Origin of the sequence: Xanthomonas sp. NCPPB 2922 (genome assembly GCF_041520885.1) — a bacterium.
Taxonomy (GTDB): Bacteria; Pseudomonadota; Gammaproteobacteria; order Xanthomonadales; family Xanthomonadaceae; genus Xanthomonas; species Xanthomonas campestris.
In genome coordinates, this window is the sequence record NZ_JBGOFY010000001.1 from 1 (window position 1) to 22,189 (window position 22,189).

Here is a 22,189-nt window from a genome sequence, read left to right on the forward strand (position 1 = left end):
GGCCATATTAGCAGGCTTTTCATCCTCGTCAACCCCTCGTGAAGAGGACGTTGCCGCCGCTGCACATCAATCCGCCGTAGCGTCTTTCCGTGTAGCGAGCCGCCCATCATAGCCGGCTTTTCCGTTTCGTCAACACCTTGTGGTGTCTCCGATTCGCCCCGTTCGTTGCTGCGGTGCTTCGAGAAGCGCCGCCGTCCTGAGCGAGGTCGCGCAGTTTATCGAGCCTGCGCAGAAGTGCAAGCATTTTTTGACGCCCTCTTTATCTGATAGGCCGCATGGCCGTCGATAGCGTGTTGCCACGCGCTGTACGAACTGGTGACTGCAGCTGGGCAGGTAACTGGCAGCGCCCTTCTGCCGTGCAACATTGTTCCTGGGAGTGCGCGCCATAGAGAGAGAGATGCACCCTCTAGAGAGATGCAAGACGCCGACGTGCTCGGTAAGAATGCACTGCCCTCCCGCAAGGATGACGATGTCCTCCGCACGCAGCCTGTTCCGCGATCTGTCCCTGCCTGCCATCGCGGCAGGGTTCGTCACTGTATTAGTGGGCTTCGCCAGCTCGGCGGTGATCGTGTTCGAAGCGGCCCGGCATCTGGGGGCCGATCAGGCCGAGATTGCTTCATGGATGTGGGCGCTGGGCATTGGGATGGGCGTGACCTGCATCGGCCTGTCGCTGCGGTACCGGGTGCCAGTGGTCACGGCGTGGTCCACGCCTGGTGCGGCAATGTTGATTGGCACTGCGGCCGGGGTGCCGCTGCGGGAGGCGATCGGTGCATTCGTGGTGGCCGCCGTGCTGGGTGCGATCGCCGGGTTCACCGGATTGTTCGAACGGGCGATCCGGCGGATTCCGCTCTCGCTGGCGTCGGGCATGCTGGCTGGGGTGCTGCTGCGCTTCGGGTTGGACCTGTTCGTGGCGATGCAGAGCCAGGCAGCCATGGCGTTGTCGATGCTGGCGACTTATCTGATCGGGCGGCGCTGGTTTGCGCGCTATGCGGTCATCGCGACCTTGTTGGTTGGGATCGCGATTGCCGCCGGTGGCGGGCTGATGCACTGGAACACGGTGCGGCTGGAACTGGCCCGGCCGGTGCTGATGGTGCCTGACCTCTCGTGGTCGGCCCTGTTCGGGCTGGCGATTCCACTATTTGTGGTGACGATGGCTTCGCAGAACGTGCCCGGCGTGGCGGTGATGCGGGCCTCCGGCTATACGGTGCCGATCTCGCCGACGATTGGGTGGATCGGTGTGGTCAATACCGTCCTGGCGCCGTTCGGTGGCTACGCCTTGAACCTGGCGGCGATCACCGCGGCGATCTGCATGGGCCGCGAGGCACACGAAGATCCGGCACGCCGTTATCCCGCCGCGGTGGCCGCAGGGGTGTTCTACATCGTGATCGGCCTGTTCGGGGCGACGGTGGCGGCGGTGTTTGCGGCCTTCCCGCGCGAACTGGTGATGGCGATCGCCGGCATTGCGCTGCTGGGCACGATCGGCAACAGCCTGGCGGCGGCGTTGCGCGAGGAGCCGGAGCGCGAGGCGGCGCTGATCACCTTCCTGGTGACCGCCTCCGGACTCACGTTGGGCGGGATCGGGGCCTCGTTCTGGGGCTTGCTGGCCGGTGCGATCACCTTGATCGCCTTGCGGCCGCGCCGACCGCAGCACTGATACGGCGCCATGGACGATGCGCCTGTGCCTCAGGTCGCTGCCGCCACCGCATATGGCCGGCGGCGGTCCTGCGGCATCAAGCCGCCATGCTTGACGCCGCGAAGAGTGCGCGCTCATTCGACAGCGCGTCGCCTCGGGGTACGCCCGCGCACTGCGCGCGATGGCTTAGAGCGGCTAACAACACGTAGCGAGCAGCCGTCAGGTGGGTGCGGACAGCGCGGAGGAACCGGAGTCATGCCGATCCCGAGCACCGGCCGCGCCCGCATGGTGGCTGCGCAGTCGTTTTGATCGCTGCTTTTATTCCGGATCGCGCAGCTGCAACAACCAGTGCGCGGTCACCCCGCTGGGGCTGGGGAGAGGTTCAAGGTGGAACTGGCGATAGACCGGTGCGCCGTCGCTCACTTGCAACGGCAAGGTGACGTAGGCGGCCCGGCCGTTGCGCAGCGCATCCCGCAACAGTTCCACGTTGGCGCGTGGTGCATCGCTGGCGTACAGCGTCTGCAGGTCACGCCCGATGAGCTCGGCGACGTCGCTGCCGCAGACATCGGCAAAGGCGGTGTTGACGAACAGTAGGCGGTGTGCGGCATTGGCCGTGCCGCGCTCGATGATGGCCACGCCATCGCGCAGGCGTGAGAGCGAGGCTTCCAGCAGGGTGAAGTCCTGCTGGAAGCGCTTGCGCTCCATCAGTTCGATCAGCACGCGCAGGCTGCGGGCCGATTCCAGATGCAGCGGCGACCAGCGCCGCGCACGGCCGCGCACCGTTTGCTGCCACAGGTCGAAACTCTTGCGTGGCGACAAGCGCGAGTTGGGGATGTCTTCCAGCTTGGCCAGCTGCGGATTGCCGGCCCATTTGATCTGCTGGATCTGCTCGCGGCGGGTCCATAGCAGGGCGCTGCGCGATTGCGGCATCAGCGGCACGAAGATGAAGCCGGCCGCCAATGGCGCCAGATCGGCGAGCTCGGGGAAGACCTCGCCGATGGCGTCCACATGCAGCGCGCCGACCGCGTCTTCGCGCAGGGCCTCGTGGTGTTCGGATTCGATGTGATCGCGGATGCGCCGCAGCGCCGCCACGTCCGGGGTGGTGCCGTGGCGGCTGATGTCGTTGCCGTGGAAGATCGCCACACCGTCGGCGTCCACCACATCCATCAGGTCCGGGGCCATGTCGTCGAGCAGCTCGACGGTCATGTGCTCGGCATCGTTGAAGTCGGTGATGAGTTTTTCGCGCACGGTGAGCAGCACCGATTCCAGGCGCGCACGGGCCACCGCCTGCAGCGCGCCGATCCGCCCGGCCAGGGTGCGCGCCACCGCATCGGTGACATCGCGCATGGCGTGGTTGGTGAAATGCGGGCTGTAGTGATGGCAGGAGATCAGCCCCCACAGCGCATCGTTGACTACGATGGAGGCGACCAGCGTGGCGGTGACGCCCATGTTGGCCAGGTACTCCAGGTGCACCGGCGAAACGCTGCGCAGGCTCACATCGCTCAAATCCACCGGCGTGCCCAACTGCGGGTGCACGGTGGGCTGGATCGGCGACGGCTGGTAGCCGACATCGGCGATCTGGCGGACCCGGTTGCGCAGGTACAGCGCGCGCGCCTGCGCCGGGATATCGCTGGCGGGGTAATGCAGGCCGAGATAGGCCTCCAGCTCCGGCTTGCGCGCCTCGGCGATGATGTCGCCGTTCCACTCCTCATCGAAGCGGTAGATCATCACGCGGTCGAAGCCGATCAGGCTACGCAGGCCCTTGGCCACGCGCACCGCGGCCTCGGCGATGCCGGGATCGCGTTCGACACTGCGCAGCAGCGGCATCGCCTCGCGCAGGGTGACATCGAGCAGGCGCGCATCGCGCGGCTCCATCTCCACCAGCCACTGCTGCGGATACAGATGGCAGGCCGCGACCCATGCACTGTCTGGCGGCATGGCGCGTTGCGGGAACCGCACCTCGGCATGCATCAGGTGCTGTGGCTGGTCATCGACGGCGAACGGCTGTGCTTCGGGCAGCGTCAGCACCTGGGTGTATGGCATGCCAAGCAGCGCGGCCATCGGCACGCCGAGCAGATCGGCGGCGGTGGTGCTGGCCTGCACGATGCGGCCGTCGGCGGGGTCGATCACCAGCAGCACGCCGTAAGGCTGGATCAGCCCGGGAATATGGATGGGTTCGCGCGCGCAGACGTCCAGGTCCAACGGGTTGGTTGCAGTGCTCAAGGACGTGCCTCCGCTGCCAGGCAGGTGTGGAAATGGGCAAACATGGCCTGCGCGCCGGCGATGGCCTCGGCACGCGCCGCTGCGCTCTGCAGGCGTTGCTCGAGCACCGCCTGAAAGCGCCGCCAGCCGGCCGGGTCTTCGTCGGCCAGTTCGAAGTACTGCAATGCATGCGCCAGGCCCGGCTGATGTTTGCGCAGCATGCGTGCGATCACCCGGCCGCCCAGCTGAGAGCCTTCGATGACATACAGCATGCCCCAGCGCGCCGCCTCGCTGCTGGCCGGTGGCGGCGGCACGGCGGCATCGACGGGTTGGCCGAGCACGCGCAGATCCTCCCGCAACGCCGGCACCCGGCGGCGGTACTGCCAGCCGCTGCCCACCAGGGTCACCAGCCAGTCGCTCAGCTGTTCTTCGAAGCCGGCCAGCAGCCGGTGATGCCGGCGCAGCACCTGCGCGTAGGTATCGGCATCGATGTGGCCCTGCCCCAGCGCCTGCATCAGCGGCACCGCCTCAACCCGGGTGTGCGCCTCCTGCGTGGCATGCCGCAGCGCGAGCGCAGCCGAAAGCGGGGCAACCGGGGTGTCAGAACGCATGCGTAGGAAGACAGTCAAAAGCCAAGCTGCTCAGCCTAGCAGGGCATGCGAGCCAGGCAAAAAGCGGGCGCGTCCGGTGGATGAACCGGTTGGTTTCAGCCCTGCGCCAGTGCCGGGCTGCGCCCTGCCCGCTTCCAGGCCATGAACCAGCCCGCGGCCAGCAGCAGGCCGGCCAGCAACCAGGGGGCGCCGGGCAGGTGCAGCGGCGCGCCGCTGCCGATGAACCAGGCGAAGACATTGGCGAACAACAGCGGGCCGGCGATGCCGCCCAGGCTGACCAGGCTGGTGAGCGCGCCCTGCACGCGGCCCTGGGCGTCGGCACCGACTTCGCGGGTAATCAAGGCTTGCGCAGCCGGGGCGGCCACCGCCCAGAAGGCACTGATCGGCACGCCCAGCAGAAAGGTGCGGCCGCTGTCGGCCAGGCCGTAGATCACAAAGCCGATCACGCCGCAGCCCAGGCCGAGCAACAGCGCGCGCCGCTCACCCAGCCAGCGCACGATGCGGCCGACCAGCACGGCGTTGACGATGATGCTGCACACCCCGACACCGGCCAGCACCCAGCTCACCTCGCGCGGGCCCCAGTGGTACTGGTAGCTGGCAAACAGCACGAAGATGCTGGGGTAGACGTAATGGGCCAGGTTGGCCAGGAACACCACCGAGGCCAGGCCGAACACCTGCGGGTAGCGGCGCAGCAGCTTCAACGCACCGAACGGGTTGGCATGCGACCAGTCCAGCCGCGCGGTGCGGCGCTCCGGCGGCAGCGACTCGGGCAACACGAACCAGCCGTACAGCACGTTCAACAGCGCCAGACCGGCGGCGAACCAGAACGGCCAGCGCAGGCCGATGCTGCCCAGCCAGCCGCCGATCAACGGGCCGGCGACAAAGCCAATGCCGAATGCGGCGCCGAGCATGCCGAACGCGCCGGCGCGCTTGTCGGCCGGGGTGACATCGGCGATGTAGGCATTGGCGGTGGAAAAGCTGGCCGAGCACACGCCTGAAATCACCCGCGCCAGCAGCAGCATCGGCAGCGTGTGGGCGAGTGCCATCAGGATGAAATCCAGGCCCAGCCCCAGGCACGACAGCAGGATCACCGGGCGGCGGCCGTAGCGGTCGGACAAGGTGCCCTGCAGCGGCGAGCACACGAACTGGATGGCGGCGAACAGAAACCCGAACCAGCCGATCCAGCCGGCTGCGGCCTCGTAGTCGCCGCCGGTGAATTGCCTGACCAGATCGGGCAGCACCGGGATGATGACGCCGAAGGACAGCACGTCGATCAGCACGGTGATGAAGATGAAGATCAGTGCGGCGCGGCGCCGGCCCGGGGCGGGAGCGGATGCGGAATCAGGAGAGATGGACATCGCGCGGCACGCAGGGGCGAAGCGGCGAGTGTAGCGGTGGAGTGGATAGTGGGGTTATGTGGATGGGCTGCCGCCTGATACGCCCCGTCCCCTCATCCGCCCCTGCGGTGCACCTTTTCCCGCTGGGGAAAGGGAAGCGTTTGGCCTGTGTCTGGCGCAAGGTCAGCGTGATGGAGTTAGAACCCCTCTCCCGCCGGGAGAGGGGTTGGGGTGAGGGTACGGGGCGAAGCCGCAGGTCCACTCAAACTTCACCAGGCTTCGCACGTCCCCTCATTCGCCCCTAGGGCACCTTCTCCCGATGGGAGAAGGGAGTCGTTGCTGCTTCTTTCCTGTCTTGGAAGCGGCGCGGGCGCTGGGCGAGCCTGGGGCAATTCTTGCGCTTACTCGACGCTGATGGTCTGGGTCAGCGTGTGGCTGGCGCCGGGGGCGAGTTCGATGACGTCCGGGCCGGCGTTGGCTGCTTCCAGGCAGACGTAGTCGCGCCAGCCGGTGCCCACGTCGGCCATCTTGCTGGCGGCGTCTTCGCCCGGGTTCCAGGCCACCAGCGAGCGGCTGCCTTCGGTGCGGATGTCGATGCGGCGGCCCAGCACCGGGTCGGTGAGGGTGTAATGGCCGCCGGCGTTGGTGTAGATGCGGTCGCTGCGGCCGGGGTCGCGCGGATCGCGCAGGCTCCAGTCGCCCTGCTGGCGGTGCGCGGTGGCGTAGTTCTCGTACTTGTCGAGATAGTCCAGCCCTTCCAGGCCCTGCACGCTCACCTTGAGCGCGTCGCCGACGCGGAAATAGTTGTGCAGGGCCTGGGTGAAGCGCACCGGCGCCTTGCTGACGTTTTCGGTGACCAGGTGTTGTTCTAGCGTGCGGCCGATGCGCAGGGTCATGTGCAGGCGTAGCGCCAGGTCATCGAAGGTCGGCGGCGTCAGCGTGAGCACTAAAGTGCCGTCGTCTTCGCGGCGGCTCTCGGTGAGCTGCCACGGCACCGTGCGGACGAAGCCGTGCGCCGGCACGTCGCCGGTCTGATCCTGGCGACCGAAATACGGCCAGCACACCGGCGCGCCGCCGCGGATGGGCGTGGGCGGCTGCTTGGCGGTGGGCGACAGCCACATCACGTCCTGCCCGCCCTTGGGCACGAACGACAGCAGTTGGCCGCCGAACAGGCTGATGGCCGCGGTGGAATACGGGGTATCGATCAGCAGCGAGGGAAAACCGTGGAAGTCGCCTGTGCGCAGGCCGGTGACGTCGGACATGGGGGATGCCTTCTGGACAATGGGAGATTGGACGAATGTGGGATAGGCGGCAGGCAGCGTGAACGCGGTGCCACGAACGGCGGCGCCGGTCACCGGCGGGGCGGTGCGCAAGGCGGTGAGGATGCGTTGGCCGGCACGGCCATCGGCCGGCTGCAGGCCCAGGCGGGTCTGCTCGACCTGGATGGCGCGGCGGGTGGCGGTGCCGACCATGCCATCGGCTTCGCCGATCTGGTGGCCGCGCGCCAGCAGCAGTTGCTGCAGTTGCCGGCGTTCGGGCCGGCCCAGGCCGGGGTCGTCGGTGGGCCAGGCGGCGGCCAGGCCGGGGCCACCGCGCAGGCGATCGGCCAGCAGGGCGATCGAGAGCGCGTAGCTTTCGGCCGCGTTGTAGGCGTAGATCGCGTCATAGTTGCGGAACACCAGGAACGCGGGGCCGGTGGGGCCGGCCGGCAGCAACAGGGCGGCGGCGGTCTCGGCCGGCAGCCCGGTCGGGGCGAGCGGCTTGCCATCGGTGCCGAGCAGGCCGGCAGCCTGCCAGGCCTGCAGCGGTTGGCGGCGGGTGCGGCCGGCCTTGTTGGCGTCGAAGCCGGCCGGCAGGCGCACTTCCATGCCCCAGGGGCGGGCGCGTTCCCAGCCGGCCTTGACCAGATAGTTGGCGGTGGAGGCCAGCGCGTCGGGAATGCTGGCGACCAGGTTGCGGCGGCCATCGCCATCGCCGTCGACGGCGATGCGCGCATAGGTGGACGGCATGAACTGGGTCTGCCCGAACGCGCCGGCCCAGGAGCCGGTCAGCCCCTCGGGCGCCAGGTCGCCCTGCTGCAACAAGCCGAGCAGGGCCAGGAATTCGCCGCGGAAGAACGGTTGGCGGCGGCCGGCGCACGACAGCGTGGCCAGCGACACCAGCAACGGGCGCTTGCCGGTGATGCGGCCGTAATCGCTCTCCACGCCCCACACCGCCACGATGGTGGCCGGGTCCACGCCGGTTTGTTCGGACAGGCGGGTGAGCAGCTCGCGGTGAGTCACCAACATGGCCTGGCCATCGCTCACGCGCTGGCTATCGACCAGGCTGGCCAGATAGTCCCAGATCGGGGTGGTGAATTCCGGTTGCGCGTCCAGCAGCGGCAACACGCTGGGATCGGCGGCCAGACCGGCGGTGAAGCGCTGGAAGCTGGCGGCATCCACACCCTTGGCGGCGGCCTGGGTCTGCAGCCCGGCCAGGCAGCGGTCGAACGCGGGGTCGGCCCAGGCGGCGAACGGCGCCAGGCCCAGCAGCAGCGGCAACGCACGCCGCAGCGGCGTCATGGACTCAGGGCCGGCAGAAAAACGAACGGCATGCGGTGAAGGCTCCTGCGCGGCGGGTCGAGCCGGGGAGCATAGCCAACCTGACGGCCGGGGCGCGTGCAGGGGCGCCGGAATCAGGCAGGCGTCTGGCGCCGTGCTGGGCTAGCGATGCTGGTTGCGCCGCCGTGATGGTGAGGCGGCGCTGGTTTAGCTGCCGTCGCCGGTGATGCCCGACAGCAGCGACAGCGCCGGGCTGCCGCCGGTGGCGTCGCCACTGCGGCGGACGCTGCGTGGCAGGCGCGGGGTGTCGTGACGGGGGCCGAACCAGATCATCGCGGCGGCCACCAGCGTCGGCAGCACGATCGCGAACACCACCAGTGCCAGCAGCAGCCATTGCCAGAGATTGAAGGTTGCCATGATCCCGTCCCACCCCGCGGCGCAGTCCGCCGGCGCGGCAAGCTTCCGGGATCGGCTGCGAACGTGGCGTCGACAAACCGGGCGGATGGCGCCGTTCGTCGGGCGGTCGGGGCTGGCTGGCGTGGCACGTGAGCGCGACTGCGGAATGCCCGGCGACCCGGCGGACCGTGTAGCGCGCCGGCCTTGCACCGTGATCGCAGGTGCGGCGTTGGGCGATGACGTCGGTGCGTCAGCGCAGCCTTACCGGGCGTCGAGGTAATACCAGTGGCCGTCCTCACGCACGAACCGGCTGTGTTCGGTCATGCGTACCGCACTGCCACCGCCGATGCGGTAACGGGCCAGGAACACCACCTCGGCGGTGTCTGCGCCGGTGGCGATGGCGCGCTGCACGTTCAAGCCCAGCCAGGTGGTGCGGCCGCCTTCGTCCAGCGCCAGCTCGGCCGGCCGCGTGGACGGATGCCAGCTCGCCAGCAGGTAATCGACGTTGCGGCGGACATAAGCGCTGTAGCGCGCGCGCATCAGCGTTTCCGCATTGGGCGCCGCAGCGCCGGCATGGTACTGGCCGCAGCACTGGGCGTAGCCGGCGGCGCGGCCGCAGGGACAGGGATCGGTGGCTGTGGACGGTGACATGGTGGGATTGTGCGGGCTGCGGTTGGGAATTGGGAATTGGGAATTGGGAATTGGGAATTGGGAATTGGGGTGGGAATTGGGGATGCGGGATGCGGGATGCGGGCTTCTACTTGGTAGTTGAAGTGTGCGGGAGCATGAGCGGGCACTGATATGCACGTCGTAGTGATGCTCCTTGCTTGCGCGTCCTCGTCACTTCGTACGCGCAAAGTTGCGTAGTGGCGTTCTCGGCAGTGGCCCGCAGCTTTGTGCGTTGGAATCAGCGAGGCTGCGCGCATTACTCTCACGCCTAGCTCTCCCCCGCAGGCGGGCTTCAGTAAAACCACCGCTTACTTCTTAATCCGGGCCGCGCTTGCTGCACAGCTGCGCAGGCGCGCAACACCGAAGCCCTGATCGGCGTGTGCCCCTTGTTCAACGACACCGACGGCGCCGATGCCAACAGCAACGCGCGCTTCGAGATCACTCGCGTGAAGGCCGATGGCTAGCCGCAGCCGGCCAAGGAGTTCAAGGCCACCCCTGGTGCGCGAACACCGCGACTACTGGAACTGCATCGACGACCATTGGGATGAAGACGCAGGCCTGTGCCGAGTACGCCTTGGCCGGCTTAGAGCAGCTATCAAAACGACTGCGCAGCCGCCAGGCGGACGCGGCCGGTGCTCGGAATCGGCATGTACCCACGTACATTCCGGTTCCTCCGCGCCGTCCGCACCCACCTGACGACTGCTCGCTACGTTTTGTTAGCCGCTCTTACAGCGCGCGTGCGCGCCGCCGCATTCTTGTGGTGGACAGCGGCCTGCGCCGTAATCGCTTCGCGGCAAACTCGCACGGCTTTTTGAACCGCGACGGGGAGTCGCCAGCGTAGATCGCCGAGCACGGGCGTACGCAGCTGCGCGCCTTGCCTTGTTGCCACGCAGAACAGCGGCGTTGTTGTCCTTGTGAATGCCGCGACCAGCGCGCGGAGAACATCGCGACACGCATGCGAGCAACTCGGCGTGGAGCGCCGTCAGTGCGGCGGCTATGCTGTCGCCCCCGTCGTGCGGAGCACCGCCTTGCTGGAACTGATTCCCACCGAGTTGCCGTGGCTGCTGTGCATCGCCTTCGTGGCCGGGCTGGTGGATGCGGCGGTGGGCGGCGGCGGGCTGATCCAGTTACCGGGGCTGTTTGCCACGCTGCCGCAGCAGGCGCCGTCACTGATCCTGGGCACCAACAAGTTCAGCGCGATGTTCGGCACCGGTGCATCGGCGTGGCGCTATGCGCGCAATGTGCGGTTTCCGTGGCGGCCGGTGCTTTACGCCACCGCGGCGGCGTTTACGTTTTCGTTTCTGGGTGCGACGGCGGTGAGCCTGCTGCCCAAGCAGGCGGTGCGGCCGCTGATTCTGGTGTTGCTGATCGCGATGCTGGGCTACACGCTGATCAAGAAGGACTTCGGCGCCCTGCACCGCCCGCGCGCCATCGGCCGCCGCGAGTTGGTCACCGCCTTGGCGATGGGCGCGGCAATCGGCTTCTACGATGGCTTCTTCGGCCCGGGCACGGGCAGCTTTCTGATCTTCCTGTTCATCCGCTTCTTCGGGCTGGATTTTTTGCGCGCCTCGGCTGCGGCCAAGGTGGTGAACCTGGCGACCAACCTGGCCGCACTGTCGTTCTTCCTGCCCACCGGCCAGGTGATGCTGGCGATTGGCGTGCCGATGGCGGCGGCCAACGTGGCCGGTGCGGTGGCCGGCACGCGGCTGGCATTGCGCGGCGGCACGCCGTTGATCCGGCAGTTGTTCCTGGTGCTGGTGGTGGTGTTGATCGGCAAGATGGGCTGGGACCTGCTGCACTGAGACGCACACCGCGGCAGCGTGACGCCGTGAGCCAATCCGATGCCTAGAATTCCATGCTCAGCGTTGCCGACAGCGTGCGGGGCGCGCCGGGGTAGTTGGTGGTTTGGGTGACCGGTTGTTCGATGTAGAAGCGGTTGCCGAGATTGCGCAGCAGCAGCGCCAGTTGGTAGCGGCCGCCGAAGCGGTACGCCGCCGACGCATCGAAGCGCGTGTACCCGGGGATGCGGTAGCTGTTGGTGAGATCGCCTTCGCGCTCGCCCACATGCACGGCGCCCGCGCCTAGCGTCAGCCCGTACAGCGGGCCGCTGGCGACGTGGTAGGTGCTCCACAGGCTGGCACTGACGCGTGGCACGCCACGCAGGCGGTTGCCGGTGGCGATGACGGTGTCGCGGGTGACCTGCGCGTCCAGATAACCGGCGCCCAGGATCAGGCGCCAGTTCGGGGTGAGTTCGCCGGTGACATCCAGCTCCAGTCCGCGCACGCGCTGCTGGCCGGTGACCAACACGAAGCCATCGTTGTTCGGGTCGGCGGTGGCGACATTGTCCTTGGTGATCTGGAACGCGGCGACGGTGGCGAGCACGCGGTTGTCGAGCAGCGCACTCTTCATGCCGAGCTCGTACTGGCGGCCGGTTTCCGGCGGCGCGCTGCCGCCGGTCAACACACTGGCGCTGCGCGGACGAAACGAGGTGGAGGTATTGGCATACAGCGACAACTGCGGTGCGGCCTTCCACACCACGCCAAGGCGCGGCGAGGCGCGCCGGCCGTCTTCGCGCGTACGCGCACCGTTGTCGACGGTGGTCTGTTGCACATCGTCCCAGCGCACGCCGGCCAGCACATCCCAGCGCTCGTCCAGGCTGATCTGGTCCTGCACGTACAGCGCGGCATAGCGCGCATCCACTGCGATCTCGCGTGCTGGCACATAGGTGCCCGGCAAGGCACCCTGCACCGGAGCGCGCACGCTGATGCGCGCCAGCGGCGCACGGGCCTCGTCGGTGTGGCGATGCGCATCGACATATTCGGCACCGGCCAGAACCTGATGGCGCAACGGGCCGGTGTCGAAACGCGCCAGCGCTTCGGTCTGCGAGGTGGTGGCGCGCACCTGCTGGTCCTGGCGCACGGCGCGGCGCTGCAGAAACGCGCGGTCGGCACTGAAGCCAGTGAAGTCGGCCACGTCGCGGCCGCTGTCGCCGTCCTGGTGATTGACGATCTGGCGCAGCGTGAGCCAATCGGTGGCGTCGACTTCGATACGCCCGCGGGCCGTGCGCGAGGTGCCGTGATTGCGCGACCACGGCTCGCCGAAGCTGCGCTGCGCCGGGCCACGCACCACCCCGTCGATGGCCACCAGACCACGATCGCCCGGGCTGGTCTGGCGGGTGTATTCGATATCCAGATCCGCGCGCAGGCGCTCATTCGGCCGCCACGCCAGCGATGGCGACACGAACACGCGGTCGCCATCGGCCTGGGCGTCACGGAAACTGCCGGTCTGCTGCGCCGCCGCGCTCAGGCGCGCCGACAGCGTGGGGCTCAGCGGCCCGGTGATGCTGGATTGCACGCGGCGCAGGCCGTGCTCGGCCACCTGCACCGAGGCGTTGCCGCCGAACGTATCGTCCGGCCGCAGCGTGACCAGGTTGATCACCCCGCCCGGTTCGCCACGCCCATACAGCACTGCCGCCGGGCCTTTGAGCACTTCCACCTGCGCGACATTGGCCAGATCGCGCACGGTTTCGGTGAAGTTCTGCGCCGGATTGAGCAGGATGCCGTCGACCGCGTACGAGGACGCTTCGAAGCCACGGATCACGAAGGTTTCCGAGCGATTGCCCTGCGTGCCGCCGGGCTGCACGTTGGAGACATTGGCCACCACATCGACCAGACGGGTGAGCTGCTGCTCGTCGATCACAGAACGCGGCACCACCTGGATCGCCTGCGGAATGCGCTCCACCGGTGTCTGCGTGCGGGTGGCGCCGGCGGCTTTTTCGGGCCGATACAGGGCGCGCTTTTCGCTGACCACGATGGCGTCGAGCAGGCTGGCCTCCTGCGCGGCGGCCGGCATTGCGGCAAACAGGGATACGAACAACAGGTGGCGACGCGTGGGGAGTGTGGTCATCGGGCTCTTCTGCGGGGGCGATACGCCGCAGAGCGGACACATCCGGCCATCAATGATAACGATTCTTATCCGCGCGTGTCGGCATGTAGGTGGGCCTGGCGGTGGCGGTTGGCTTGTTGGATACGCTGAGGTCTTCCGCGTGAGGCCTGACGTGCGTGCGTGTCTGCAGCCTTCAGGACAGCCTGCAGGTGTCGCTGCGGGCGTGGCCTGCCTGGAGCGGCGGCGTATCCGTGGGCCGGCTCTCGCTTGAAGCCGGAGCGGCACACAACGTGCGACACAGGCGTGCCATCCAGTCAGCGGGCGTCATTGGCGACGCTGCAACGCCCGCGTGCGCGCGTCCATCCCTGTCGCCGTTGCAGACGCGGCGCGACTGCAGGCGTGCGGCCGCATCGCGTAGACACCGCGCCCTCGCGACCCCCCCGGTGGCGCGGTCGCGGGGGCCGCGCTCAGCGTTTGCTGCGCGCCTTGGGAGCAGGGCCGCGCATGGACGCGGCACGGCTCGTGGCGGAAGCCGCCGTCGCGGGCTTGGCCGTGGGCTTGGATTTCGATACCGGTTTGGCCACCTTCTGAGCTGATGCTGGCTTGCTCACGCGTTTCGGCGCCTTGCCCGTGCGCTTGGCCGCAACGGCCGGCGTGGCGTTGGAGGCCTTCGGCACGGCCGCGGCTTTCGCGGTGGTTGTGCGCTTGGCAGCGGGCTTGCCGGAGGACCCAGTTCGCGTGCTCGCCGGCTTGGTTGGCTTCGGCGGCGCGGCAGGGGTTACAGCCTGTTTGCGCTGTCCGTTCGACGCGTCCGCCGTGCGCGTGGCTGGCGCGGCCGTCGCTGATGTTGCAGCTGCAGACGTGCTGCGCTTGCCAGCGGGCGCAGGCACTGGCGCCGCCATCGATGCGGTGGCCGCCGCGCGTGTGCGCGTGTTGCCGCGCGAGTGTCCGTCCGTGGCTGCATCGCCCTGCGCAGACTCTGCCGTGCTCTCCGCTACGTGCACGCTTGCCGCGTCGCCAGACTCCACAGCGATCACCGGAGCACGTTCTGCGCGCTCGCCTGGTGCCACAGCGCCACCCTGTTCGGCCGGCACCGCCGCTTCTTCCCCACGCGAGCGCTCTGGCAGTTTCAAGCGCTGCGCCTGTTCGTCGTACTCGATCAACAACACGCCGGAATTGTGGCGGCCGCTGATTTCCACGAAACACGCACCGCCGATGAAGGGCTCCAGCGTCATCACCGACTTCAGCGGCGTGGCCACCACCATCTGGAAGCCGAAATTCTCGAAGATGTTCATTGCCAGCGCGGTGAATTCGTTGTCGGCCTTGTCGAAGGCTTCGTCCAGCACCACAGCGCAATAGCGCGGCAATTCACCGTCTTCGCCGCCCAGCTGATACCGCAGCGCGGCCGCCAGGCAGGTGGTGGCCAGCTTCTGGCGCTGGCCGCCGGACTTGCCGGCGCAGCTGCGGTAGATCTCCACCTGCGCGCGGCTCTGCGCATCCAGCTCCACGCCGATGAATTCCACATGCAGGCGCACATCCAGCACCTGCTCGCGCCAGCGCCGCGCCTCCGGCTCCTGTGCACCAAGCCGCGCCACCAGCGTGCGCAAGGTGGCGAACTGCGCTTCGGCCAACGCGCGATCTTCGGTCTGCTGATGCGACAACACGGCGCGTAGCTGCTGCTGGAATTCCTGCACCTCGGCCAGGCGACGGTCGCTCACCTCGATGGTCAGGATGGTGTCGCGGTTGAACGGCACCTGCTCCAGGCTGGCGTTGACCTCGTCCATGCGCTGCTTGATGCCTTTATGGGCTTCGGCGGTGTGGCGTTGCAAGGCGAGTAGATTGTTCTTGCTCTGGGTCTGCAGCAGGTCGAAGAAGCGGTGCTCGTGACGCGGCAAGCCATCGCTTTCCAGACGGTCCAGCCGCGCGAGGAAATCGTCGGCGCTGGCCAGGCTCACGGTGAAGTCGCCGCTGTCTTCCGGCCATTGCTGGCAATACCGGCGGAAGCATTCGAGCAGCTGCGCACTGAGCCGGCTGTCGCGGCCCTGGCTTTCGGCCAGTTGCTCGGCCAGCCCACGTTCGACCACACGGAAATGCGCTTCCAGAGTGTCCAGCGACAGCGGGGCCAACGCGGCCAGGCGCTCCTGCAAGCCCTGCAACTGCGTGGGTGTAAGCGCAGCGGTGCCGGCACGGCCGGCGCAGGCGGCCTGCTGCTGTTCCAGCCGCACGCGCTCGCGTGCCAGCTGCGCGCGCTCAAGCCGTACGTCTTCATACGTGCGCTTGGCCTGATCGCGCAGCGTGCGCGCGGTGTCGATCGCCTGGCCCAGTGCACGCAGGCCGCTATCACCTTCGCGCAGCTGTTGCAGTTGTTCGTCGATATCGCTCAGGCGTTGCAGCTTGGGGCCGACGTCAATCTCGTCCCAGTCGCGCTCCACCAGGGTGTGCGCGGCCAGCTGTTTTTCCTGGTCCTGCTCGCGTTGCTTGCGCAGCGCGGCCACGTCGGCGTCGCAACTGGCAATGCGCTGGGCCAGGGCCTGCGCTTCGCGCTCGAAGACCTTGAGCTTGTCGCGATTGTCGTGACCGAGCAGCCAGCGCTTGCGGTCGTTGACGGCGTGGCGGTCGTCCTTTTCGTAGCGGTCGCCGGGATGCTTGACTTGGCCCTCGCGGGTGATGGCGCGGTCGGCATTGCGCAGCGCTGCGGCGTTGTCCACGCAGGCGTAATCGAAGCGACGGGTGAGCTCGTTGCGCAGCCACTCGGTGAAGGCATGCTCGCCCAGTTGCAGCTTGCCGGGCAGTGCGTTGGGATCGACACGGCGCGAATGCAGCTCGTCATTGCGGCGCACGCGGAAGTACACCAGCCGCGTGCCGATGTGGGTGCGGTTGACCCATTCGCTGACCTGCGCGTAATGCCGCTCGTCCACCAGCAGCGACTGCGCAAAGCCGTGCAGCACGCGCTCGATCGCGCCACGCCAGGCCACCTGGTCCTCGCGCACCTGCAACAGCTCACCGACAAAGGGCAGCGCGGATTCGGCAATGCCGGTGTCGTCGCACAGCCGCGCGCGCAGCGCCTGCATCGGTGCGGGCATGCTCGACGGCGCTTTCTTTAGCGCGTCCAGTTCTGCACGGATCTCGGCAAAGCGGCGCTCATCGTCGCGGCGTTCACCCATGCGCTCGGCGATGGCCTCGTCCAGTGCGCTGGCATGCTGCTTGCCGCCATCGAGCACGCCCTGCGCATGCGCCACCTGGGCGGCGAACCCACTGGCACCGGCCGCCAAGGCGGTGCCGAGCTGGCGGCAGGCCTGCTCGATCTGCGCACGGCGACGCAGGCGCTCATCGCGCTCGCGCTCCACCCGCACGCGCTCGCGTTCGAGTTCTTCGATCTGTTCACCGCCGGCGGCGCGCTGCTCGCGCTCCAGCCCGGCCAGCTTCTGTTCGTGGTTGTCCAACGACTCACGGCGCTGGCCTTCTTCGCCGGCCAGGCCACGGTCCTGGCTGTCGACCTCCTGCAGGCGCGCCTCCAGCAAGGCCAGCCGTTGTTGCTCGCGGTAGCTGTCCACGCCCAGCTGCAATTCACGCAAATCGCCAACGCTGCGGCGCAAGGCCATCAGCGCGGCATGGTGCTCGCGCGCCGGGCTGAGCGTCTCCACCTGCCGTCGCGCGGTGACCACTGCATGGTGCGCACCATCGAGCTCGGCGAAGTCTTCGACCAGCCGGTCTGCCGCTTCGAAGGTGCGCGGCTCATCGAGCATGAAGCCACGCAGGAAGGCGTTGAGATCGCCGAGGTTCTTCGCTGACTGGGTCTTGTGCAGCAGCCGCAGTGCCATGTCGTTGCCGATGCCCAACGCATGCCGGAAGCGCTCGGCATAGCCGGCGAACCCGTCGAAATGCGCCACGTCCTCGCCCAGCCGCGCCTTGAGCTTGCGCAGATCCAGATCGAAACCCTCCAGTTCGCTGGCCACATCGAACGCGCGCGGCACCACCATGTAATGCCGGCGCACATCCGCCGCGGCATTGCCGCTGCCGGCGATCCAGAACAGCCGCACCAGGCTCACCGCCTCGCCTTGCGCGTTGCGGTACTCCAGCACCAACGCCGTCCAGGTGGCGCCCTTGCGCAGGTACTGCGTGGCGATCTCACCGGACGCGCTGTCCTGCTGATCGGCCCAGGCACCGCGCACATACGACACCAGGCTACGGTCGCGCCCACTGCGCTCGGCCTCGCGCGCGGCTGCGTTGAAGTCCACGATGCTGGGCGGCGTCAACAATGCCGACATCGCATCCAGCAACGTCGACTTGCCCGACCCGGACCGCCCCACGAACAGGAAGCCCTTTTCCGCGATCGGCACCTCGGTCAACCCGTTGAACGTGCCCCAGTTGTGTACCTGCAAACGCCGCATACGAAACTGCTGCGCACGCTGCTCAGCCAGCGTCTCGGCAAACAAGGAAGCACCCGGCGACGCCGGCGACAGGTTGGACTGGGAATTCATTGCTCACTCACCAAAAACGGAACGACAGAGACACCAGGGACAGGCCAATACGAACGATGACGCATTTCTTGTGGTGCGGTGTTGCGTGTTGCGTGTTGCGTGTTGCGGGACGAGCGTGGCAGAACGACGGATGGGTTGCGTGGACGGCTTCGCGACCAAGGTCGCTCCTACAAGAGCGGGTGCCCTGGGCCGTTGAGGCGACGGTCAGAAGACGCGCGGCAGCAGGTTTTTCTTCGAACGCCTGCACCATCAACACGCTTGGCATGAACCGACCACCACTGCTCCTTCTCGCCCACTGCACCGTCTTTCGTTACTACATCGCTCTTTGCGACTGCATCGACGTCTTGCTGCGAACGCCACTGCGTTTCTTACAAAACCTCACGTGTTCTTCTTCTCGCCGCTGTTGCTGTTGCTGTTGCTGCTGTTGCTGCTGTTCTTGCCATTGCTGTTGCCATTGCTGTTGCCATTGCCATTGCCATTGCCATTGCCATTGCCGTTGCCGTTGCCGTTGCCGTTGCCGTTGCTTGCGCAGTTTGCTTTCCGGGCCCCCATACCGCAGCGGCAAGGCCGGCAGATACAACCCGCAGGGCGGCGCGCAGGGATGCGCGACGTTTTTGTAAGGGACACGGATGTCCCTTACAAAAATTTCTGCCGGCCTTGCGCACCTGGAGCGCGCAGCGCGGAAGGCGCGAGGACGGGGTGTGTTTCTTTGGTTACTTTCTTTGCACAAGCAAAGAAAGTAACTCGCGCCCGCAAGGGCGTGAAAGCCTTGCTTCGCTCTACTCCACCCAACCTCAAGCAAACCCACAACCCACGACAAACCAACCATCGCCCGACGCCGTACCCTCATCCGCCCTACGGGCACCTTCTCCCGGAGGGAGAAGGAAGATGCAGGCCCAGGCGCAGAACAAATCCGCACAGCACGCCCCCCCCCTGATACCGCACCCTCATCCGCCCTCCGGGCACCTTCTCCCGATGGGAGAAGGGAGATGCCGTCCCAGGCGCAGACGACATCAATCCGCAGCAACCTCCCCCTCGCGCAACTCCCGATACGCCACCACCAACGCCTGCACATCCTCGGCCGAGAACAACAACTTCAACACCGGCGACACCTCGTAACGCTCCTCGCTGCCGCGCAACCGCGACAGCAACTGGTTCTCGCGCATCTTGCCGATGGCCGTCATCACCCGCCGCGTAAACCCGGCCCGGTCGGTGGACACGTTCTTTTCGTACACCGACAACGCCTCCACCAACTGCGCCTCGTCCACCACCGCGCGCTCGCCGCGCGTATCGGCCTCGGCCAGTTGCTGGCGCAGGAACAGCAGCAGCACCGACTCGATGAAGGTCAGCGGCGCGCTGCGCAGCAAGGTGGGCGATTCCAGCTCGGCGGTGTCGGCCTGGCGGGTGAACGCCACTCCGCCTTCGCGGTCCAGCACCAGCTCCAGAAACAGTTCGCACAGCACCTGCCGCACGGCCGGCTCGTTGCGCAGCAAGGCCGGCCACAAGGCGCCGTGCCGCTGCGCGTCGATGCTGGGGCCGGCCAACAGCTGGCACAGCGCGCGGCGCGCATCGAATGGCAGCGTGCCGGTGTCGCCGAGGAACAACGCGCCGCCCTGCGCGGCGCTGGCGGCATCGCTGGCCGGCAGCCTCAGCGCGCTGGCGTGTGCGTCGGCGTCATCGTCGTCGTGCGCATCCAGCGCTGCCTGCTCAGACCAGTTCATTGCGTTTCTCCCGGGTAAACCACACCAAGGGAATGCGCGCGCGCCGCAACGTGCCGTCGCCGCCTTCCCATTGCACCGTTTCCATGTGGCCATCGATCACCAGGCCGTGGCGCGTGCCCAGCGACAGATAGCCGATCACACTGCCCAGCCCCTGCACCGCCGGCCGCTGCTGCAACGCATCGCCGATGGTGAGCCGCGGGCGCTCGCCCAGCAGCGCGTGCAGATCGCGGCGCAGGCTGCGCACGTCGATCTCCGATTGCGCGACCAAATCGCCCACGCTGTCCAGCGAGATCTCTGCCGCGTCAGCCGCGTACACGCGGCCATCGACCTGGGTGAGGCGCGGGTCGTGCAGGCGCCACTGCGACAACGAGCGCAGGCGGCTGCCGCTCAATGCCTGCGTGTAGCCGGTGGCGGTGGTGGCGTGCAGGCTCTCGCGCAGGTGCAAGGCTTCGCCCTGTGCCTGCTTGAGCAATTGGTTGAGCCGGCGCTGTTCCAGATACCCGCGGCTCTGCACGAACCCGCGCAGGCTGCGCGCGAAGTGCTGCATCACCGTGTGCACCTCGCCGCCGCGCTCCAGCAAGGTACCGGTGAGCCCGCGCAGGAAGGCGCGTTCGCGGCGGTCGAGCTTGCGTGCGAAGCCGCGTGCCAGCAGTGCGTCCAGCGCCTGGTCCAGCTGGCTGCTCTGCTGGGTGTCGTTGAGCAGGCTCCAGAACGCCTCGAAGGTGCGTCCGGCCTCGCTGTCGGCAATCACGTCCACGCCGTTGAACAACTGCTCCAGCACATCGCCGCGCGCGCCTTCGTCGTCGATGATGCGTTCGCGAAATTGCCGGTTGAGTTGTTCGAAGTCATCGCGCACGCGATGGAAATCTTCGGCCAGTTCATCGGACAGATGGATCAGGTCGCGCGTGCGTTCCAGCGCGCGCTTGCCGTCCAGCGCACCGACGCGGCCGGCGGCCACCCGCTCGATCTCGGCATCGATGCGCTCACGCTCTGCGCGTAGTGCTGCCAGACGCGCGTCCGGGTCGGCTTCGGTCTGGCCGGCCAGTTGCACCAGCTGCTGGATCACCAGCGACAGCCGGCTTTCGGTGGCGCTGCTGCCGCTCTCGCGCAGGCCGGCGATGAAACGGATGGCCTGGGTGGCTGCACGCGAGAGTTCGTATTCTTCTTCGGCCGCGCCTTCGGGCAGGCGGCGTTCCAGCCAGCCCTGCGCCAGCCAGTGCGCCAGGTAGGCCTGCGCGGTGCGCGGCAGCTCGCGGGAGAGTTCGTCGCCGCGCAAGGCATCCAGCTGGCGCTGCAGGCGCGCATGCAACACCGCCGATGGCAGCCGGCGTTCGCCGTCCATCAACAGGGTCTGCAGCAGGCCGATCAGCTCCGGTGCGTGATCGGCGGCGAGCAATTTCCACGCCGGCTGGTCGCGCAAGTGGCGGTAGCCGGCAATCCGTGCCTGATGCTTCATGACGCCCGCCGGAGCTGCCTCAACGCTTGCCGCCCACTTCGATGAACTGCAGGAATTCGGCGCGGGTGCGCGCGTCCTCGCGGAAGCTGCCGAGCATCTTGGAGGTCACCATGCTGACGCCGCGCTTGTGGATGCCGCGGGTGGTCATGCATTCGTGCGCGCCTTCCACTACCACGCCCACGCCGCGCGGTTGCAGCACGTCCTGGATGCACTGGGCGATCTGTGCGGTCATCTTTTCCTGCACCTGGAAGCGGCGCGCGTAGCTTTCCACCACGCGGGCCAGCTTGCTGATGCCCACCACCTTGCCGCGCGGCAGGTAGCCCACGTGCACCTTGCCGATGATCGGCGCCATGTGGTGCTCGCAATGGCTTTCATAGGAGATGTCGCGCAGCACGATCAATTCGTCGTAGCCGGCGACTTCTTCGAAGGTGCGTTCCAGGTATTCGCGCGGTTCTTCGCGGTAGCCGCTGAACCAGTCGCCATAGGCTTCGGCCACCCGGCGCGGGGTGTCCAGCAGGCCTTCGCGGGCAGGATCCTCACCGGCCCAGCGCAGCAGGGTGCGCACGGCCTCTTCGGCCTGGGCCTGGGTAACGGATGAATCGGGCTGGTCGGACTGGCTCATGCGCATGCACCCAAAGGGGGCGTGCATGGTACCCGAGGACGGGGCGGCGGCCCCAGCAGTGGCCCGCCCTGCCTGCCGGGGGTTTAGTTGACAGTTGATTCATTGTTGAATTGATAGCATCCTATCTATTGTGATGACCACCTATCTCCCTCCCCGCGCCCAGCTCAGTGCCGGCCTGCTGGTTGCCAGCCGCCAATGGCAGCGCCTGGCCGACCAGGCATTTGGCGAGTTCGGCCTGTCCAGCGCCTGCACCGGGCCGTTGCTGATGATTGGCCGCTCCGGTGGCGGCATCCGCCAGGTGGCCCTGGCCCAGCAGCTGGGCATGGAAGGCCCTTCGCTGGTGCGGCTGCTGGACAAGCTGTGCGCGCAGGCGCTGGTGCGCCGCGAAGCCGACAGCAGCGACCGCCGTGCCAACCAGTTGTGGCTGACCGAGGCCGGCCAGGCGTTGGTCGGGCAGATCGAGGCGCGCCTGGTGGCGCTGCGGGCCGAGGTGTTCGGCGCGCTCAGCGATGCCGAGGTGGAGGTGGTGTTGAAGCTGTGGGGCCTGATCGCCGAGGCGAACGCGCGCCTGCCCTAGTTGTGCCGACGACCCGCCGTGGTTGCCGCGTGGCCTGGCCGCGCCGGGCGTCGTTGTTC

Annotated in this window: 15 protein-coding genes, 2 other RNA genes and 1 pseudogene; 5 read left to right on the top strand and 13 right to left on the bottom strand. The window is 67.6% G+C overall.

Features of this window, described 5'->3' with window-relative positions; translation table 11 throughout:
* The first annotated feature begins 469 nt into the window (after positions 1–469).
* Positions 470–1,654: a benzoate/H(+) symporter BenE family transporter gene (locus tag ACD584_RS00005; protein WP_076037988.1), complete on the top strand. Its 1,185-nt coding sequence runs from the start codon at positions 470–472 to the stop codon at positions 1,652–1,654.
* A gap of 172 nt (positions 1,655–1,826) precedes the next feature.
* Here ACD584_RS00005 and ACD584_RS00010 read toward each other — a convergent pair.
* From ACD584_RS00010 to ACD584_RS00040, 7 genes are all read right to left on the bottom strand, one after another.
* A non-coding RNA gene (locus ACD584_RS00010) (sX9 sRNA) lies at positions 1,827–1,896 on the bottom strand.
* Between the two features lie 55 nt (positions 1,897–1,951).
* The gene (bphP, locus tag ACD584_RS00015; protein ID WP_076037636.1) at positions 1,952–3,856 is read right to left on the bottom strand and encodes a bacteriophytochrome BphP; all 1,905 of its coding nucleotides are present in this window, start codon (positions 3,854–3,856) and stop codon (positions 1,952–1,954) included.
* Entirely contained in the window at positions 3,853–4,446 is a 594-nt protein-coding gene (locus ACD584_RS00020) for a biliverdin-producing heme oxygenase (protein WP_076037635.1), read from the bottom strand. The genes bphP and ACD584_RS00020 overlap by 4 nt, the downstream gene beginning before the upstream one ends.
* Before the next feature lie 95 nt (positions 4,447–4,541).
* The gene (locus tag ACD584_RS00025) at positions 4,542–5,804 is read right to left on the bottom strand and encodes a TCR/Tet family MFS transporter (protein ID WP_070693975.1); all 1,263 of its coding nucleotides are present in this window, start codon (positions 5,802–5,804) and stop codon (positions 4,542–4,544) included.
* Positions 5,805–6,184: 380 nt separating this feature from the next.
* Positions 6,185–8,344, bottom strand: coding sequence for a lytic murein transglycosylase (locus tag ACD584_RS00030; RefSeq protein WP_076037634.1), 2,160 nt, complete (start codon positions 8,342–8,344; stop codon positions 6,185–6,187).
* A gap of 186 nt (positions 8,345–8,530) precedes the next feature.
* Positions 8,531–8,740 (bottom strand): hypothetical protein, encoded by a 210-nt coding sequence (locus ACD584_RS00035; RefSeq protein WP_076037633.1) that lies wholly within the window; start codon positions 8,738–8,740, stop codon positions 8,531–8,533.
* Positions 8,741–8,980: 240 nt separating this feature from the next.
* Complete coding sequence (locus tag ACD584_RS00040; protein WP_076037632.1) at positions 8,981–9,370, bottom strand: YchJ family protein; 390 nt, start codon at positions 9,368–9,370, stop codon at positions 8,981–8,983.
* A gap of 380 nt (positions 9,371–9,750) precedes the next feature.
* Between ACD584_RS00040 and ACD584_RS00045 the strand changes: the two are divergent.
* The 3 genes and pseudogenes from ACD584_RS00045 to ACD584_RS00055 all read left to right on the top strand — a co-directional run.
* Positions 9,751–9,940, top strand: a pseudogene (locus ACD584_RS00045) (hypothetical protein); the annotation flags it as partial.
* A 95-nt stretch (positions 9,941–10,035) separates the two neighbouring features.
* Positions 10,036–10,110, top strand: a non-coding RNA gene (locus tag ACD584_RS00050) — sX9 sRNA.
* Positions 10,111–10,416: 306 nt separating this feature from the next.
* Positions 10,417–11,190 (top strand): TSUP family transporter, encoded by a 774-nt coding sequence (locus ACD584_RS00055; protein WP_181921315.1) that lies wholly within the window; start codon positions 10,417–10,419, stop codon positions 11,188–11,190.
* Positions 11,191–11,233: 43 nt separating this feature from the next.
* On the opposite strand, the gene ACD584_RS00060 is transcribed toward ACD584_RS00055, so the two are convergent.
* The 6 genes from ACD584_RS00060 to folE form a co-directional block, all read right to left on the bottom strand.
* Complete coding sequence (locus ACD584_RS00060) at positions 11,234–13,294, bottom strand: TonB-dependent siderophore receptor (protein WP_076037630.1); 2,061 nt, start codon at positions 13,292–13,294, stop codon at positions 11,234–11,236.
* 446 nt (positions 13,295–13,740) lie between these two features.
* Positions 13,741–17,754, bottom strand: coding sequence for an SbcC/MukB-like Walker B domain-containing protein (locus ACD584_RS00065; protein WP_076037629.1), 4,014 nt, complete (start codon positions 17,752–17,754; stop codon positions 13,741–13,743).
* A 378-nt stretch (positions 17,755–18,132) separates the two neighbouring features.
* Positions 18,133–18,306, bottom strand: a complete 174-nt coding sequence (locus tag ACD584_RS00070; RefSeq protein WP_274340452.1) for a hypothetical protein — start codon at positions 18,304–18,306, stop codon at positions 18,133–18,135.
* Positions 18,307–18,767: 461 nt separating this feature from the next.
* Entirely contained in the window at positions 18,768–19,475 is a 708-nt protein-coding gene (locus ACD584_RS00075; RefSeq protein ID WP_076037627.1) for a DUF4194 domain-containing protein, read from the bottom strand.
* Entirely contained in the window at positions 19,462–20,931 is a 1,470-nt protein-coding gene (locus ACD584_RS00080; protein ID WP_011039229.1) for a DUF3375 domain-containing protein, read from the bottom strand. Before ACD584_RS00080 ends, ACD584_RS00075 begins: the two co-directional genes overlap by 14 nt.
* 19 nt (positions 20,932–20,950) lie before the next feature.
* A complete protein-coding gene (folE, locus tag ACD584_RS00085) occupies positions 20,951–21,553 on the bottom strand; it encodes a GTP cyclohydrolase I FolE (protein WP_043922256.1) in 603 nt (200 codons plus the stop codon).
* Between the two features lie 133 nt (positions 21,554–21,686).
* Here folE and ACD584_RS00090 point away from each other — a divergent pair, with 133 nt between their 5' ends.
* Positions 21,687–22,130, top strand: coding sequence for a MarR family winged helix-turn-helix transcriptional regulator (locus ACD584_RS00090; RefSeq protein ID WP_011039231.1), 444 nt, complete (start codon positions 21,687–21,689; stop codon positions 22,128–22,130).
* Positions 22,131–22,189 lie beyond the last annotated feature (59 nt).

Excerpts from the sequence above, each read along its gene's own strand:
- ACD584_RS00005 (WP_076037988.1), top strand. The coding sequence starts at position 470 with ATGTCCTCCGCACGCAGCCTGTTCCGCGATCTGTCCCTGCCTGCCATC.
- ACD584_RS00040 (WP_076037632.1), bottom strand. The coding sequence starts at position 9,370 with ATGTCACCGTCCACAGCCACCGATCCCTGTCCCTGCGGCCGCGCCGCC.
- ACD584_RS00035 (WP_076037633.1), bottom strand. The coding sequence starts at position 8,740 with ATGGCAACCTTCAATCTCTGGCAATGGCTGCTGCTGGCACTGGTGGTG.
- folE (WP_043922256.1), bottom strand. The coding sequence starts at position 21,553 with ATGAGCCAGTCCGACCAGCCCGATTCATCCGTTACCCAGGCCCAGGCC.
- ACD584_RS00065 (WP_076037629.1), bottom strand. The coding sequence starts at position 17,754 with ATGAATTCCCAGTCCAACCTGTCGCCGGCGTCGCCGGGTGCTTCCTTG.
- ACD584_RS00025 (WP_070693975.1), bottom strand. The coding sequence starts at position 5,804 with ATGTCCATCTCTCCTGATTCCGCATCCGCTCCCGCCCCGGGCCGGCGC.
- ACD584_RS00060 (WP_076037630.1), bottom strand. The coding sequence starts at position 13,294 with ATGACCACACTCCCCACGCGTCGCCACCTGTTGTTCGTATCCCTGTTT.
- ACD584_RS00020 (WP_076037635.1), bottom strand. The coding sequence starts at position 4,446 with ATGCGTTCTGACACCCCGGTTGCCCCGCTTTCGGCTGCGCTCGCGCTG.
- ACD584_RS00090 (WP_011039231.1), top strand. The coding sequence starts at position 21,687 with ATGACCACCTATCTCCCTCCCCGCGCCCAGCTCAGTGCCGGCCTGCTG.
- ACD584_RS00080 (WP_011039229.1), bottom strand. The coding sequence starts at position 20,931 with ATGAAGCATCAGGCACGGATTGCCGGCTACCGCCACTTGCGCGACCAG.
- ACD584_RS00030 (WP_076037634.1), bottom strand. The coding sequence starts at position 8,344 with ATGACGCCGCTGCGGCGTGCGTTGCCGCTGCTGCTGGGCCTGGCGCCG.
- ACD584_RS00070 (WP_274340452.1), bottom strand. The coding sequence starts at position 18,306 with ATGGGGGCCCGGAAAGCAAACTGCGCAAGCAACGGCAACGGCAACGGC.
- ACD584_RS00075 (WP_076037627.1), bottom strand. The coding sequence starts at position 19,475 with ATGAACTGGTCTGAGCAGGCAGCGCTGGATGCGCACGACGACGATGAC.